General features: G+C 46.8%; 13 protein-coding genes. 8 read left to right on the top strand and 5 right to left on the bottom strand.

Annotated elements, in window-relative coordinates; all coding sequences use genetic code 11:
- Positions 1–14: 14 nt before the first annotated feature.
- From FO446_RS21515 to FO446_RS21490, 6 genes are all read left to right on the top strand, one after another.
- Positions 15–1685: a dynamin family protein gene (locus tag FO446_RS21515; protein WP_173610806.1), complete on the top strand. Its 1671-nt coding sequence runs from the start codon at positions 15–17 to the stop codon at positions 1683–1685.
- Positions 1682–3649, top strand: coding sequence for a dynamin family protein (locus FO446_RS21510; protein WP_173610807.1), 1968 nt, complete (start codon positions 1682–1684; stop codon positions 3647–3649). Before FO446_RS21515 ends, FO446_RS21510 begins: the two co-directional genes overlap by 4 nt.
- A 749-nt stretch (positions 3650–4398) precedes the next feature.
- A complete protein-coding gene (locus FO446_RS21505) occupies positions 4399–5070 on the top strand; it encodes a response regulator transcription factor (RefSeq protein WP_064201164.1) in 672 nt (223 codons plus the stop codon).
- 10 nt (positions 5071–5080) lie between these two features.
- On the top strand, positions 5081–6391 hold the full coding sequence (locus tag FO446_RS21500) for a sensor histidine kinase (protein ID WP_221868051.1): 1311 nt from the start codon (positions 5081–5083) through the stop codon (positions 6389–6391).
- A 140-nt stretch (positions 6392–6531) separates the two neighbouring features.
- Complete coding sequence (locus tag FO446_RS21495; protein WP_237899004.1) at positions 6532–7128, top strand: hypothetical protein; 597 nt, start codon at positions 6532–6534, stop codon at positions 7126–7128.
- A gap of 1 nt (position 7129) precedes the next feature.
- Positions 7130–7798 carry a PspA/IM30 family protein gene (locus tag FO446_RS21490; protein ID WP_237899003.1) on the top strand — a complete coding sequence of 223 codons (669 nt, stop codon included), beginning with the start codon at positions 7130–7132 and terminating at the stop codon, positions 7796–7798.
- A gap of 243 nt (positions 7799–8041) precedes the next feature.
- Here the strand turns inward: FO446_RS21490 and FO446_RS21485 are convergent, their stop codons facing one another.
- Positions 8042–8623: a GNAT family N-acetyltransferase gene (locus FO446_RS21485; protein WP_237899001.1), complete on the bottom strand. Its 582-nt coding sequence runs from the start codon at positions 8621–8623 to the stop codon at positions 8042–8044.
- Positions 8624–8737: 114 nt separating this feature from the next.
- On the opposite strand from FO446_RS21485, the gene FO446_RS21480 reads away from it, so the two are divergent.
- The gene (locus FO446_RS21480) at positions 8738–10159 is read left to right on the top strand and encodes a MocR-like pyridoxine biosynthesis transcription factor PdxR (RefSeq protein WP_173610812.1); all 1422 of its coding nucleotides are present in this window, start codon (positions 8738–8740) and stop codon (positions 10157–10159) included.
- 129 nt (positions 10160–10288) lie between these two features.
- Here the strand turns inward: FO446_RS21480 and putP are convergent, their stop codons facing one another.
- On the bottom strand, positions 10289–11752 hold the full coding sequence (gene putP, locus FO446_RS21475) for a sodium/proline symporter PutP (RefSeq protein ID WP_173610813.1): 1464 nt from the start codon (positions 11750–11752) through the stop codon (positions 10289–10291).
- Positions 11753–11937: 185 nt separating this feature from the next.
- Positions 11938–12417 carry a hypothetical protein gene (locus FO446_RS21470; protein ID WP_173610814.1) on the bottom strand — a complete coding sequence of 160 codons (480 nt, stop codon included), beginning with the start codon at positions 12415–12417 and terminating at the stop codon, positions 11938–11940.
- A 124-nt stretch (positions 12418–12541) separates the two neighbouring features.
- Here FO446_RS21470 and FO446_RS21465 point away from each other — a divergent pair, with 124 nt between their 5' ends.
- Positions 12542–12748 carry a cold-shock protein gene (locus FO446_RS21465; protein ID WP_221868055.1) on the top strand — a complete coding sequence of 69 codons (207 nt, stop codon included), beginning with the start codon at positions 12542–12544 and terminating at the stop codon, positions 12746–12748.
- 115 nt (positions 12749–12863) lie between these two features.
- Here FO446_RS21465 and FO446_RS21460 read toward each other — a convergent pair whose 3' ends face one another.
- The gene (locus tag FO446_RS21460) at positions 12864–13064 is read right to left on the bottom strand and encodes a hypothetical protein (RefSeq protein WP_173610816.1); all 201 of its coding nucleotides are present in this window, start codon (positions 13062–13064) and stop codon (positions 12864–12866) included.
- 117 nt (positions 13065–13181) lie between these two features.
- Entirely contained in the window at positions 13182–14621 is a 1440-nt protein-coding gene (locus FO446_RS21455; protein WP_237899000.1) for a MocR-like pyridoxine biosynthesis transcription factor PdxR, read from the bottom strand.
- Positions 14622–14664: the final 43 nt, after the last annotated feature.

The raw sequence follows: 14664 nt of genomic DNA, 5'->3' as shown, positions 1-14664 counted from the left end.
AGAGAGTAGGAACGATGGAGAAGGGTGGAATAGAAGTGCTTGACAGTCAAGTATTGATCCGGGAAACGGACTTTTCCCGACTGGCACATACATGGGAAGAACTCGCAGAAGTAATGAAATCGCAGGGTGACGAAACCACGCCGCACAAGCTCATTCAACTGGCCGCGAAAACAAAACACGCTGAACTGAATATTGCGTTTTGCGGACATTTTTCCGCTGGAAAATCAACGATGATTAACACGCTTCTGGGTGTCAACTTGTTGCCGTCCAATCCGATTCCGACAAGTGCGAATGTCGTGAAGATTCGGGGCGGAGAAAAAGCGGCTCGCGTCTTCACCATGAACAGCGGAGTCCTTACATTTGATCCAGATACAGAGATGGAGAAGCTCAAGCAGTTTGCTGTTGACGGAGATACGGTTGAATCCGTAGAGGTCTCTTATCCGGGAACATTCCTTGACGAATACGCCAGCTTGCTCGATACACCGGGCATTGACTCAACGGATGCCGCACACAAAATCGCTACGGAATCTGCTCTGCATTTGGCGGACGTCGTCATTTACATGATGGACTATAACCATGTTCAAGCCGAAGAGAACTTCAATTTTACGAAGACGTTGAAGGACCGAGGAAAGCCAGTCTATCTGGTTGTGAACATGATCGATAAACATATTGATTTCGAATTGGATTTCGATAGCTATAAGGAAAGTGTCGAGGAAGCATTCGCGACTTGGAACATTCATCCCGATGGTATTTTTTACACGTCGCTTGCGGAGCCAGATCATCCTGAGAACATGTATGCGGATTTTAAGGGCATGCTCTCGCAGTTGATCGCTGATCGTGAAAAGCTGGTTGGCACGAGCGTTCGCAGTGCTGCCGAGCATTTGATCGAGGAACACATCCAAGTAGTAAGAACAAGCCAGGCAGATCAACGCCAGCAGTGGGAAGCCCAGCTGGATGGTCTGGAAGTAGAAGGCATCGACAGTCGTAATAGAGCGGCTGTGGAGAAAGCGCTTGAGCAGGAGGAAGCGACTGCAGCGGCTCTACAGCAGCGCGCTGAGGATGCCCGACTTCAGATGGAAAAAGAGCTGAGTGTACTCTTGGACAATGCTCGTTTGACTTATTTCAGCACAAACGAAGCAGCACGAAGCTACTTGGAGAGCCGTAAGCCGGGCTTCAAGGTGGGATTGTTGTTTGCAGGCAAGAAGACGGAGGAAGAACGCGCACGTCGTGAAGAAGCGCTTCTCGTTGAGTTCCGCGAAAAAGTGGCGGGAAATCTCGACTTCCATTTCAAAGAATGGCTTGGCAAGCAGCCGCAAGTGTTTGATTTGCGGAGCGAAGAATATCACGCCAGCGTGCACGCGACCAAGATTGAGATTACAGGAGAGTTCCTGAGCAAGCACATCAAAGAGGGTGCTGCTTCGAGTGAGTACGTCCTGAACTACTGTGCGGATATTTCCAGCGGGATGAAGCTGGAGTACAGACGAGTGGGTCTCTCTTTCATTGCACAAGTGGTCGAGATGATAAAGGAGAAAGTGCGTGTAGAAAGTGCAGCTCAAGGCGAGCGTCTTGGCGTATTGCGTGAATTGGCAACACTGCATCAAAAGCTGGCTGGACTGGCAGCGAGAGAAGAAGAAACCAAGGGTCGTCTGTTGGCGATTATGCGTGGAGGAGAACAGGTAGCATGAATCAACTACGAGACAAACTAATTGCGGCAGCAGAGCGTCTGCGACGCGCAAGTGAAGAAGTCGTATCTGTACCAGGGATGCAAGCACAGGCACAGGCGATGCTGGATCGAGCAGATCGCCTGACTGCCAATCGTTTTACCGTTGCACTGTTTGGCGCATTCAGTGCAGGGAAATCGTCTTTTGCGAACGCTTTGATGGGCGATCTCGTGCTGCCAGTGTCACCGAACCCGACAACAGCGGCTATCAACAAAATCATGCCGCCGACAGATACACATCCGCATGGCACGGTTCGTGTCGTCATGAAAGAGCGTGAAGCCATTGAGCAGGACGTGATCCGTTCCTTAGCTGTCTTTGGTATGACCGCTACTGATCTCGAAGGGGCACTGGCTGAGCTGGGCAAGATCGACGTCGCCCAAATCCCGCCAACGGCAAAACCTCACTACACCTTTTTGAAAGCTGTTACAAAAGGCTTGCCAGAAATGTCGGCTCATCTGGGCGGCGAGCTGCTGGTTGATATGCAAGCGTTTAAAGGGTTTGTGGCAAAAGAAGAAAAAGCTTGTTTCGCAGAGTACATCGAGCTGTTCTATTCTTGTCCGCTGACTGATCAGGGAATTGTTCTGGTAGATACCCCTGGTGCTGACTCCATTAACGCACGTCACACAGGTGTGGCGTTTGAATACATGAAAAACGCGGATGCGGTTCTGTTTGTGACGTATTACAACCACGCCTTTGCACAGGCTGACCGCGAGTTTTTGCTGCAAATGGGTCGCGTCAAGGATACATTTGAAATGGACAAAATGTTCTTTATCGTCAATGCTTGTGACCTCGCAGCGAATGAAGAAGAATTGCAGGGTGTCCTAACCCACGTAGAGAAAAACCTCCTCTCGTGCGGAATTCGCCTCCCACGTATTTATCCGGTATCGAGCCAGACTGCTCTGTTGGCACGTATGCATGAAAAAGGCAAGCTGGCAGCTTCTGCTGAGAAAGTATACCGCCAGCGCACGAATACGGCTGAAGGCGAGCCGCTAATGCCAGCAGATGAAGCATTCAAGTTCTCTGGAATGGCGTCGTTTGAAGCAGAGTTCCTCCGCTTTACGATTGAAGAGCTGACGCAAATTGCTGTGAATGCTGCAATCGGTGAAATCCGTCGCGCCCATGATACCTTGACTGAATTCATGCGTATGGCACAGTCCGGGGAAGACGAGCGTCTATTGCGCAAAGAAGCAGCAAGCAACGCCAAGACACAGGCTCTGTCAGCTGTTGAAGCACTGTCTACCGCTTCGTTCGAACGCGACTTGGCAAAAGAGCGCGAGGAGCTGCTCTACTACGTTCGCCAGCGCTTGTTCTTCCGTTTCAATGAGCTGTTTAATCTGGCTTTTAACCCGGCTGTGATTAAGGACGATGGACGCAACATGAAGCAAGCACTGCAAGGATGCTTGACTGATCTTCTGCGTTCGATCAGCTACGACTTGGCGCAGGAGCTGCGTGCCACTACCCTTCGTTTGGAGAAATTCACGAACAAGCAGGGCACAATGCTTGTTGCGGCGTGGCAAAAGGATGTACAAGGTTATGCAGCAGGTTTGACCTTGGCACCTTATCAGCAGAGACAGGTGGAAACATTGTCCTTTGCAAACGAGCTGCCAGTAGCCGAATCCGCATTTGCTTCCGCGATTTCCTTGTTCAAAAACACGAAAGACTTTTTCGAGCAGGATGGCAAAGCAAAAATGCGTGACGAGCTGGAGAAGCGGATGCAAGAACCAGTGAGCGGATATGTAGAAATCGGAAACAAGCAATTGGATGAGCAGTTTTCTACGCTGTTCCAAGAGCTGGTGGCAAGTGAACGCAATCGCGTCATCGACCAGATCAACGAGTACTTCACAGGTCTGTTTGCGGCTCTTGAGATGAACGTCGATCTCGACGAGCTGGCTGCAAAAGTGAGTCGTGTGGCGGCTGAGTTGGAATAGAGAGGTTTGAGAGTGAAAAATGAAAAGGGCAGTTCCCGGATCTTGTAACGACGAGGGGATTGCCTTTTTTCTGTTGTTAAATAGAGCATGTCACATGATTAAATGGAGTAAAGGAGTCATCAGATTCTCCTCTTGTAGTTCCATTAATCAAATCTCCTTTTTCCCCTCATAGCTGATCGTCTAAATGAATGACGGTTGATTTTGTGTGAGGATCCGCGTGTCTGGTGAAAAAACCTATGAGCCAAACCGCAATCAAGACGAGTATCGTACCGGTCACGGTGATTATAAAATGACCACCTGTATGAATGAACAAAAAGATAAGACCAATAAAGCTTAGGTACGAATGTAATATACTAAATACTAATGCTGCCCACCCTGTAAACAGATGAAAATGGAAGATATGTTTGACGAGCGGGCCAAGTAAATGAAAGATATCTCGATAATCACCGCTCGCCATATTCGGATGACCGCCACTGATAGGAGGAACTTGGTGCATTTTTTGTGGTGTGGTATAGAATGAATAAAGAATAAACATTGCAATAACCGTTACGAAAAGGACCGCGGGTAGCCAAGGTTTTATTTTTTTTCACAAAAGTCACCTCTGTCTTTAAGTTGGATAAATAGTAGCGTAGAAAACTTAACAAATCCTTAAGTTGCGAGGATGTGAACTTTAAGGAAGAGTTAAGGGTTGTAAGACATAATTGATCCTCAGTATGAAAATAGATGTATTGATGTGGGGTGAAGTGATGTTGCGTTTGTTAGTTGTAGAAGATAATCTCCCGTTGAAAGAATCGATTATTCAAATATTAGTGGATGAGTTTAAAGTAGATGGAGTATCTGAAGGGGAGGAAGCACTCTTTCTAGCCATGCAAAATATTTATGATGCTATTGTGCTAGATGTGATGATACCAAGAATGGATGGCTTTCAAATTATAGAAAGCATGCGCAAGGAGGGAATTAAAACGCCAGTATTATTCTTGACAGCGAGGGATTCATTGGAGGATAGAGTGCAAGGTCTGGAGTTGGGAGGAGATGATTACCTGACCAAGCCTTTTCAAATGGCTGAATTAAAAGCACGCATTCGAGCGCTGTTAAGAAGGAGCGGCAGTTTGACGACTGATCATACTTTAAAGTACCGTGGCATCCAGTTAGTTGGTAAAGAACAGGAAACCCTAGTAGATCTGGTGCCTGTAAAATTGACATTAAAACAATACGAATTATTGGAATACCTCGTACAAAACAAGGGCATCATTCTGACAAAAGAGCAGATTTATGATCGCATATGGGGATTCGAGTCAGATACAACAATATTAGTTGTTGAGGTTTTTGTGCATCATCTTCGAAAAAAGCTGGAGCCCTTCGGATACCATAAAGATATTCAAACCATTAGAGGCGTTGGGTATATGTTAAAAGAACAGTAAGGGGAAGAATATGTTCAGACGAACGCATATGCGCCTTACCATTATGAATTCAGTTGTTTTCATAATGCTTATCGGTTTGCTAGCTACTGTGATCTACTTTTTCACCTATGTACAATTGTATAAGGATGTTGATCGATCCCTGTTAAAAACAGCTGAGAAGTTAAACCCGCAGCCTAGGCCTGAAAGAAGCGATGAGCCTAGAAGTAAGCCCGGGAGTCAGCCTGGCGCTGGAGCAAAAAAAGGACCTGAAAAAGGACCGGCTCTCGAGGAATTCTTGTTTGAAAATGATCCGCGTGTCATTACGCTTGTCTGGAATGATAAAAATGAACTGATTAATACTGGGCCAGGAGTAGATTTCTTCCAAAAAGCGAATTTCGTCAAGAAGCCAAGGCACTTGGATGATGGAGAGATTCAGGAAATTCATGTTGAGCGCTTTGCTTTTCACGTGAAAACCTTGAAAGTTCATTCCCCGAATGGGGTAATAACGGTACAGTATCTCCGCAATGTAAATTCAGAGCAGGAGCTTTTGGACAGATTGCTCGTCATTATTATCATCGGAAGCTGTATCGGGGTCGTATCTTCTGTGATTGCCGGTTATTTTCTTGCAGGTCGAGCATTGGTCCCAATACAAAATTCCTGGACAAAACAACAACAGTTTGTTTCAGATGCTTCTCATGAGTTAAGAACACCACTTGCTGTCATACAAGCAAAAACAGATTTATTATTTCGCTCGCCTGCTGCAACGATTCAAGAAAAAAGTATTGATATTTCCATGATTTCAAATGAGTCTAGAAGATTATCCAAACTGGTCACCAATTTACTTACCTTAGCGAGATCTGATTCCAATCAGATGGAAATGAAGAAACAGCCCTTTTTGCTTGATGAAGTTCTGCGAGATATTGTAGCTAACTATGAAGAAATTACTGTATATCAAGAGAAAGCGATCACTCTTCATACGCCAGTAAATGTCAGTTTCACAGGAGATAAAGAAAGGGTCCATCAGTTGATTCTCATTTTCTTAGACAATGCTATGAAATATACAGAAGCAGGAGGCGAAATCTCACTTATATGTGAACAAACTGCCTCCACAATTAAACTGAAGGTGAAAGATGATGGGATTGGAATGGACGAGAAAGAAATTCCAAACATTTTTGAGCGGTTTTACCAAAGCGACAAAGCACGGACGATGGCAGAAGGCTATGGTTTAGGGCTATCTATTGCCAAGTGGATTATTGACAAGCATCATGGAAAAATTACGGTCAGCAGCAAAGCAGGGGAAGGAACTTGCTTTGAAATTACGTTCCCTAAGAATCAAAAATAACAAAGTATTGGGTACCGATTCCATTGGTACTCTTTTTTCTTTTTTCCTGCTCTTGTAGTTCTTAAGGGAAAGTTAAGACTGGAGGTCCATAATCGTACCTGTAAACAAAACATCTCATCATCGAAAAAGGAGGAGAATGGATGGAAGAAAAAAAAAAGAAGCGGAAAATCTGGAGGTGGCTGATCGTTGCTACTGTTTCAGCTGTCATTCTTGCTGGTGGATTCCGGGCTTTACACGCAACAGGCTGGATGAATAAGGAGATGCTCGCTTATCCGCATGTTTATCAAATCTTTGTAAGCTTGCAAGACAGAGGCGAGAAGGAATTGGTAGGACAAAGCGAACATTCGGAGCGATTACAACCCAAATCTGAAGGAAGGCGATTCCACAAAGGGGATATCAAACGAGAACACGGTGAGCGAAGACATCAAGCAGATGGTTGGGTATTCTTCCTGATTGCAGCAGGTCTTGTCATCAGTGGTTGGTTTGTTCGCAAACATGCAAATGAGAGTATCTGGAGAAAATGGACAGGCTGGCTTCTGATCTTTGTTGGGGTTCTTCCCATCCTGCCATTACTTGTCATTGCGTTCGTCATTTACTGGTTATGTATACGAATCAGACCGCGTAAAGGGAATATCGTTTTCGTTGATGTACCACTTCACTCCCCATATTCAGGTGAGAATAGTAATTCAGCCATTTTAGATAAATGGGAAAAACAGATGTCGAAGGAGGAAAAATAAGATGGGTATTTTTAAACGGGTAAAAGATATTGTTGTTGCAGATGTGCATGAGGTATTAAATAAAGTAGAGAATCCAATCACTTTGTTAGATCAATATATAAGAGACATGGACAAGCAAATCGAAAAAGCCAACCAGGCACTTTCCTATCAACTCTTTCTTGAGAAAAGGTATGATCTTCTCATCGCAGAAGAAGAAGCAAACATAGAAAAGCGCACGAAACAAGCCAACCTTGCTGTTGATTGTAATGAAGATAACATGGCAAAGCTTGCCCTACAGGAAAGAGTAATTCATGAAAATAAGCGCAATCTGTACCAGAATCAATATGACGCGACAAAAAAACAGACTGCGATCCTGTATGAGCAAATAGATAAACTTAAAAACACATATCAAGAGTTCCAATACAAAAAGCTGGTGTTAACATCCAGAGCCCACGCTGCAAAATCTATCAAGCAAGGACAGGAAATGTTGTCAGGGTTTCATAGCGACTATGCAATGAAAGGATTTGCGAGGGTAGAAGAGTTTGTCCAGAAGCTGGAAGCTGAAGTAGCTGCGAGTTCATACGTTTACGGTACGAAAGCTGTCGACAGGAAGCCATATCTTGATCATCTTCTGGCAGAAACAGTGGAGGCGCAATTAGCAGAGCTGAAAAAAACGAAAGAAGTGAAATAAGAGGATGTGAAACGCAGACAAACTCCCTTTTTTGTTCAGATAGAAGGGAGTTTGTTTTTTGCGGTACCCGACAACCGACTGAACAGACTTCCGCTGCTGCATGATAAATGGCACCAACAAACACATAGCTCTTTCGTTCTGCATTCGACTTTTGGACGGTGATATCTTCCATATTGGGCATACAGTTTCCTCGTATAGGGAGTTTCCTATACAGATGGAAGATGCTCATGTTAAAAACAACCGTTATTCAAAAGTCTTATTTCGGATCTCCCATTCCTCCCGCAAAATCCCCATCTTAATCGCATCGTAATATTCACCACGAACAATCCTTGCTTTGCGTACCCGCGCTTCTTCCACCATGCCCATGTGAGCAGCCAGCTTGATCATCCGTTCGTTGCCAGACCACGTACCAATGCCTAAACGGACGGTATCCATATGGGTAAACAAGTAGTCGATCCACATCCGAAACGCTTCCCGACCATAACCATTCTGCCAGTAGCGGGAGTCGTAAATGACGATTCCGATTTCGCACCAGTTCGTCTCCTCAGATACCCAGTAGCGACCGACACTGCCTTTTAGCTCGCCGTCAATCTCAATGATCAGCTCAGTTCTTGGTGCATCTGTCCCGACGAGAGCGAGAGACTCCTGGTAGCGTGGGAGGGCACGATACTCTTCTTTTGTGTACGGATCAAGCGGTTTGTAGGGGCCATTCCAATTGAGATGTTCACGATCTTCTGCTTCGTATTTCCAATAGTAGATCGTATCCAAATCTTCTGCTCGAATATCTCGCAGAACGACCTTTTCTCCTTGCAAATGAATAGGCATGACTTGTTCTCCTTTCGTTTGGGTGAATCTGGTACAATCATTGTATAAGAGAACTGCTCCTATACATAGTGACAGTTTGGGAGAATTAGATGGGGACAGAATGGAGGGCCGCTGATGGAGTACATACCGATCATGGATGCACAGAGCAAAGAACCTCTGTATCAGCAGCTATACAAGCAATTGAGCAGACGGATTGCATCAGGAGAGATACCATCCGGAACCAAGATGCCGTCGATCCGTCAGTTGATGAAAGCAAGCGGCGTCGGAAAAAATACGATTGAAGCAGCCTATCAGCAACTGCTAGCAGAAGGATACATTGTGAGCCGGGAGCGAAGTGGCTTTTACGCTGCCGAGATCGAGAGATGGTCAGAGCCAGTGGATCAGGATGAGGAGATGGCCTTGTACTCGTCCATCTTGAAAAAGAAAAAAGGGGAGCATCTCACCTGTCGTTACAATTTTCACGGTTCTGTCATCGATACGAAGTCGTTTCCTTACGCTGCATGGCGCTCTTGCATGCTGGAGGCGCTAGATGTCTATCCGGAGGACTTTGCTTTTTACGGGGATGATCAAGGAGAGAGGGAACTCAGAGAAGAACTTAGTAAATATTTGCGCAGAGCACGTACGCTCATTTGTCAGCCTGAGCAAATTATCATCGGCACGGGTTTACAGCAGGCTCTCAGCTTTTTATGTCTGCTCTTGGCAGATCGGCATCGTGTGGTTGCGATCGAGGAGCCCGGCTATGCAGATGCACGGATTGTCTTTTCCCATCACGGCTATGAGGTCGTGTCCATCCCGCTAGCGGAAGAGGGGCTGTCCATTGAAGCCTTGGAGAAAAGCAAAGCAACGGTCGTGTACACGACGCCTGCCCATCAATTTCCGTATGGGATGGTGATGCCAGTCGGTCAGCGCCAACAATTGCTGCAATGGGCAAAAAGAAAGAACGGAATCATCATCGAAAATGATTATGATGGTGAATTCCGCTACAACGTACACCCTACGCCATCTTTGCAAGGAATGGATCGGGACGGTTGCGTTGTTTATATCGGCAATTTTTCCAAAGCATTTTCTCCAGCACTTCGCTTGGATTATACGGTACTTCCGAGGCAATTACTCGGGCGTTATTTGGAAGCATTTCAGGCGTATCCTTCTCCGGTTTCCCGCCATTTGCAGCGGAGCATGCAGTTGTTCATGCAAAAGGGCTACTGGGAAAAGCATGTCCGAAAAATGCGCACCGTCTATCACCGCAAGCACGATGCATTGCTTCGGGCGATACAGACGTACATGCCCCGGGAAGTACGAGTATTGGGACAGTCAGCAGGGCTGCATATTTTGCTGGAGGTGGATACTTCCCGAACGGAGAAGGAGCTGATCGAGCTGGCCCGTGCGGCCGATGTTCGCATTTATCCGAGTGGGCACAACTGGGCCAATGATCCGACGAATGCACGGCCGCGAATCATCGTTGGATTTGGTGGAGTGGAGGAACAAGATATTGCGGTAGGAATCAGTCGTTTGGCAGAAGCTTGGTTTTCGTTATGATCTGCGCTTTTGCCGGATCTTCTCGTTCCGATGAGGGTCCCAAATCGTTTCAACAGAAAAAAGCAGCCTACGGCGTGGGACAGGGCAATTGTCCAGCGCATAGGCTACTTGGCTTTTTTTCGAAAAGGATTATTTCATGCTTTTTTGGTACTCATCAAACTGAGCGCTGACCTCATTCGAAGGCTTGCTGGTCAGTTGGCTGACAACTACGATGGCGAGCAGGCTAATGGCAAAGCCCGGAACCATCTCATAGAGGAAGTCCTTCAGCACATCAAAACGAGTCCAGATGATAACGGTAAGCGCGCCAGCGACCATACCCGCGAGAGCACCCCATTTGTTCATGCGCTTCCAATAGAGGGAGAGCAAAATGACAGGCCCAAACGAAGCACCGAATCCGGCCCACGCGTATCCGACGAGATCGAGGATCGTGTCATTTTTATTCAAGGCGAGCAAAAAGGCGACGACAGATACTATTAAGACGGACAGGCGACCAAAGTTGACCAGTTCTTTGTCGGTTGCAGAACGCTTGAAAAAGGTTTTGTAAATATCCTCGGTCAAGGAGCTGGAGGTTACGAGCAGCTGAGAGGAAATCGTACTCATGATCGCTGCCAAAATCGCCGCAAGCAAAAATCCGGTAATGAGTGGATGGAACAGGATCGTACCTAGCTGGATGAAGATCGTTTCAGGATCGCTTAACGTCCAGCCTTGCTTGGAGTACAGGGCAATACCGACCAGACCTGTCAGCATGGCGCCAATGACGGAGAAAATCATCCAGCCCATACCGATGCTACGTGCTTTTTTGATCTCACTCGTGGACGTGATCGCCATAAAGCGAACGATAATGTGCGGTTGTCCGAAATAGCCGAGACCCCATGCAAACAAGGAGATGATGCCGAGCAGGCTCGTCCCTTTAAAAATATCGAGCAAAGAGGGATCGACAGTGTGGATCTCGGTAAATGTTTCTCCCAATCCGCCTGCTGTAAGAACGGTCACGAGTGGAACGAGAATGAGCGCGATGACCATGATGAGTCCTTGTACAGCGTCCGTCCAGCTTACAGCGAGGAAGCCGCCAAACAATGTGTAGGCAATGGTGACCAATCCAACAATCCATAGCCCCGTTTGATAGCTCAGGTGGAAGGTGTTTTCAAACAGCACGCCTCCAGAGACGAGACCGGAAGAGACGTAAAAGGTAAAAAAGATCATAATAACAAGGGCCGAGACAAGACGAAGCATCCGAGACCCGTCCCCGAAACGATTTTCCAAAAAAGCAGGAATCGTAATCGAGTTGTTGGCGACCTCTGTATACGAACGAAGGCGGGGAGCGACATACAGCCAGTTGGCATAAGCCCCGAGAGTCAGACCGATGGCAATCCAGGATGCGCTAAGACCTTGGGCAAACATGGCGCCAGGCAAGCCCATCATCAACCAGCCACTCATGTCAGATGCACCCGCGCTGAGAGCGGTTACAGTTGGACCGAGCGACCGACCGCCGAGCATGTAGTCTGTCAGATTGGAGGTACGCTTGTAGGCATAATAGCCGATCAGGAGCATACCTGCCATGTACACAATAATAGATGCGAGCAGCATATTCATTGGCATCACCTCGTTGTGTTTAGTATTTGTGAAATTTATATGAACATCTTACACATTATCATGCCCAATTATAAAAATCTATAAGGAAACACAGAAAATTTCGTAGAAATCCAATAAAAAGTTTTTTACAACACGAAAAAGCCCGCGAGGATTGATCGCAGGCTTTTCTTGAAATGTTTTCCGAATTACTGAACCTGAACCTGACCGTTTCCGTCGAGCGTTACTTTGAATTCCTTTACGACTGTAGGCTCCGCACCTTGGTTGTTCAAATCGTGCTTGAGCACTTTGAAAGTACCATCGGCAGAGAGCGTGCCTGTATATTCAACACCAAACATGTCAGATTTGTAAAAGCTGAAGTTCGCAAGCTCGGTCTTTTGCAATTGTTCTACAAGCAACTGACCATCTCCACTGAACATGGCATTACGCAATGCTTCAGAGGATTCGTATTTTTGCTGGAGGTATGTTTGCAGCTGTTTGGCGACTTCAGACTCAGCCAGTTGCTTGCCGGCTTCCAGTACTTGTTGGCCCGCCTCGACAGCCTGTTTACCTGTCTCAATCGCTTGTTGACCTGTTTCTACTGCTTGCTGAGCGGTTTGGACCCCTTCGGATAGATCGGAGCAGGCAGTGAGCAGCAACGCGCATGCAATCATCCATACTTTTTTCATGTGATTCACTCCTTTCTGGCGTGACGATTCATACTTTATTTATTTTACCGTATATCCACTGACTTCGCATCCGCATATGATGAGGTAAGCGTAAGAGCTGCACTGATTACAGGGAGGAAACACAATGATTCAAGGGAAAGTAAAATGGTTCAGCAAAGAAAAGGGCTATGGGTTTATTGAGCGCGATGGCGGACCTGATGTATTCGTACACTATTCTGCGATCACGGGGGCAGGTTACCGGAACTTGGAGGAAGGCGAGCAGGTGGTTTTTGAGATTGTGAATGGACAGCGTGGGCTACAAGCCGCCAATGTGGCGAGGAAAAGCGTGTAAAGTTGGTAACATCCTCTAAAAACACATGACGAAGGACTTCCTTCGATTCAAAAACGCCGTCATACCTGTAAAAGGCAGACGGCGTCTTATTTATGTCACGTAGCGTCGGGATTGATCAAAGATTGTTGTAGAGAAAGACTGACAGTGCAATGACCAGAGCGATCGTAATGATGCCGTAAATGATCAACAGATTTCGGGAGCGTTGTTTAAAGCCCCGCACTTTGGATTCGGATGGGTTGATTCCGATTTTTATCGTAACGACGAGGGCTATAAGAACAAGTACAATAATTGCAATAATGAAAGGCAAAATACTCATAACAGCCAGTCCTTTCTGTATGGCCCAGTCATCCTGCTGGATATACACGAGGATGCATACGGTAGCTTACTTCGATCATATACCGACCGCACAAAAATGTTGCCATCCACTTGGGGATTATTTTGCCCATCCACTTGCTGTGAATGCATCCGCTAAGCGCGAGACTGCCTCAGGGATCTGATCCAGGGTGGCTCTGCCAAAGGTGAAGCGGACATACCCTTGCTCTGCGCCGAAAAGATGTCCCGGAACGAAGACAACTCCTCGTTTGACTGATTCTGTGAGAAGACATTCGCCGCTCCATATCCCTTTAAATTTGCACCAAAGGTGAATGCCTCCCTCTGAACCGACTATTTCTACTTGATCATCGAACTTGTTTTGAAGCGAGGAGACAAGCTGATCGTGCCGCAAGGATAGCTCTGTTCGTAAAAGATCAATATGACTCGCAAACTGAGGCGATCCGAGAAAGCGATTCGCCAGCCATTGCGGAAAAATGCTGTGTCCAAAATCAAACTGTTGTTTCGCATCTGCCAGTCTTTCCATGACAGTAGGGGGTCCGACGATCCAGCCAATGCGCAGACCCGAGGCGACGATTTTGGTCAAAGAGCTGATGTAGAGTACTGTTCCGTGTTGATCCAGTGATTTCAAGGTTGGGACGGGCTCTCTCGCAAAGCTGGTCAAGCTGTATGGATCATCCTCGATGATGGGAATCCCATTTTCATAGGAAAACGCGAGTAATTCATGGCGTCGCTCCAATGAAAGCAGTGTCCCTGTCGGGTTTTGATAATTCGGATTGAGAAAAACCATTTTGATGCGGTGCTGGCGATGGAGCTGGGCTAAGTGCTTCGGATCGATTCCGTCCCGGTCTACAGGCAGCGAAAACGTACGCAAGCCAGCTGAATGAAAAAGCGGCAAGGAATAACAATAAGACGGCTCCTCAATCGCAACCGCATCCCCTGGCTTTAACAAGCATTGAACGACGAGATGAAGGGCTTGCTGGGCTCCTGACGTAATCATGATCGAGGTAGCAGGTGCTTCGATGCTTCGCCAAGTTTTCATATGGATACTCAATGTCTCTCGCAAAGCCCAATTGCCCTGCGGATGCTCATAGCCGAGATGAGCAGGGAAGTCATCGGGGGTCATGAGCTGTTGGAGCGTTTGGTTGGGGACGAGATCGCTCGAGAGCTCGCCACTCGCCAAATCGATCAAGTCATTTTCCTGTGTTTCACGACGGATTTTGCGAATCAACGGTAAATTCGGACGAAACGAACCTGACTCCGTCAAATGTCGCCAGTTCGGAACGCGGGTCCGTGCCAGTCCCCAAATATCTTGACTGACGATCGTGCCACTTCCTTGTATGCGCTCTATCATACCTGCTGCTTGCAGCTCATCGTACGCTGCGACGACGGTAGAACGGTTGACGTTCAGTTCTTTGGCCAGCGTGCGCTCCGAGGGCAAATAGCTGCCAGGACCGAATTCACCACTGCTGATTCTTTGCTCGATTTGCTCTGCTATTTGTTTATATAAGGGCTTTGTAGCCACAGGAGATATGCCATCCATCACGAATCCCGCTTTCTACATTTATCCATTTATTATATCATGA

The organism is Brevibacillus brevis (assembly GCF_022026395.1).
Lineage (GTDB): Bacteria > Bacillota > Bacilli > Brevibacillales > Brevibacillaceae > Brevibacillus.
Note: the sequence above shows the minus strand (reverse complement) of the source record. Positions and strands in the feature narration are given on the sequence as shown.

Excerpts from the sequence above, each read along its gene's own strand:
- FO446_RS21515 (WP_173610806.1), top strand. The coding sequence starts at position 15 with ATGGAGAAGGGTGGAATAGAAGTGCTTGACAGTCAAGTATTGATCCGG.
- FO446_RS21510 (WP_173610807.1), top strand. The coding sequence starts at position 1,682 with ATGAATCAACTACGAGACAAACTAATTGCGGCAGCAGAGCGTCTGCGA.
- FO446_RS21500 (WP_221868051.1), top strand. The coding sequence starts at position 5,081 with ATGTTCAGACGAACGCATATGCGCCTTACCATTATGAATTCAGTTGTT.
- FO446_RS21495 (WP_237899004.1), top strand. The coding sequence starts at position 6,532 with ATGGAAGAAAAAAAAAAGAAGCGGAAAATCTGGAGGTGGCTGATCGTT.
- FO446_RS21490 (WP_237899003.1), top strand. The coding sequence starts at position 7,130 with ATGGGTATTTTTAAACGGGTAAAAGATATTGTTGTTGCAGATGTGCAT.
- FO446_RS21485 (WP_237899001.1), bottom strand. The coding sequence starts at position 8,623 with ATGCCTATTCATTTGCAAGGAGAAAAGGTCGTTCTGCGAGATATTCGA.
- FO446_RS21480 (WP_173610812.1), top strand. The coding sequence starts at position 8,738 with ATGGAGTACATACCGATCATGGATGCACAGAGCAAAGAACCTCTGTAT.
- putP (WP_173610813.1), bottom strand. The coding sequence starts at position 11,752 with ATGAATATGCTGCTCGCATCTATTATTGTGTACATGGCAGGTATGCTC.
- FO446_RS21470 (WP_173610814.1), bottom strand. The coding sequence starts at position 12,417 with ATGAAAAAAGTATGGATGATTGCATGCGCGTTGCTGCTCACTGCCTGC.
- FO446_RS21465 (WP_221868055.1), top strand. The coding sequence starts at position 12,542 with ATGATTCAAGGGAAAGTAAAATGGTTCAGCAAAGAAAAGGGCTATGGG.
- FO446_RS21460 (WP_173610816.1), bottom strand. The coding sequence starts at position 13,064 with ATGAGTATTTTGCCTTTCATTATTGCAATTATTGTACTTGTTCTTATA.
- FO446_RS21455 (WP_237899000.1), bottom strand. The coding sequence starts at position 14,621 with ATGGATGGCATATCTCCTGTGGCTACAAAGCCCTTATATAAACAAATA.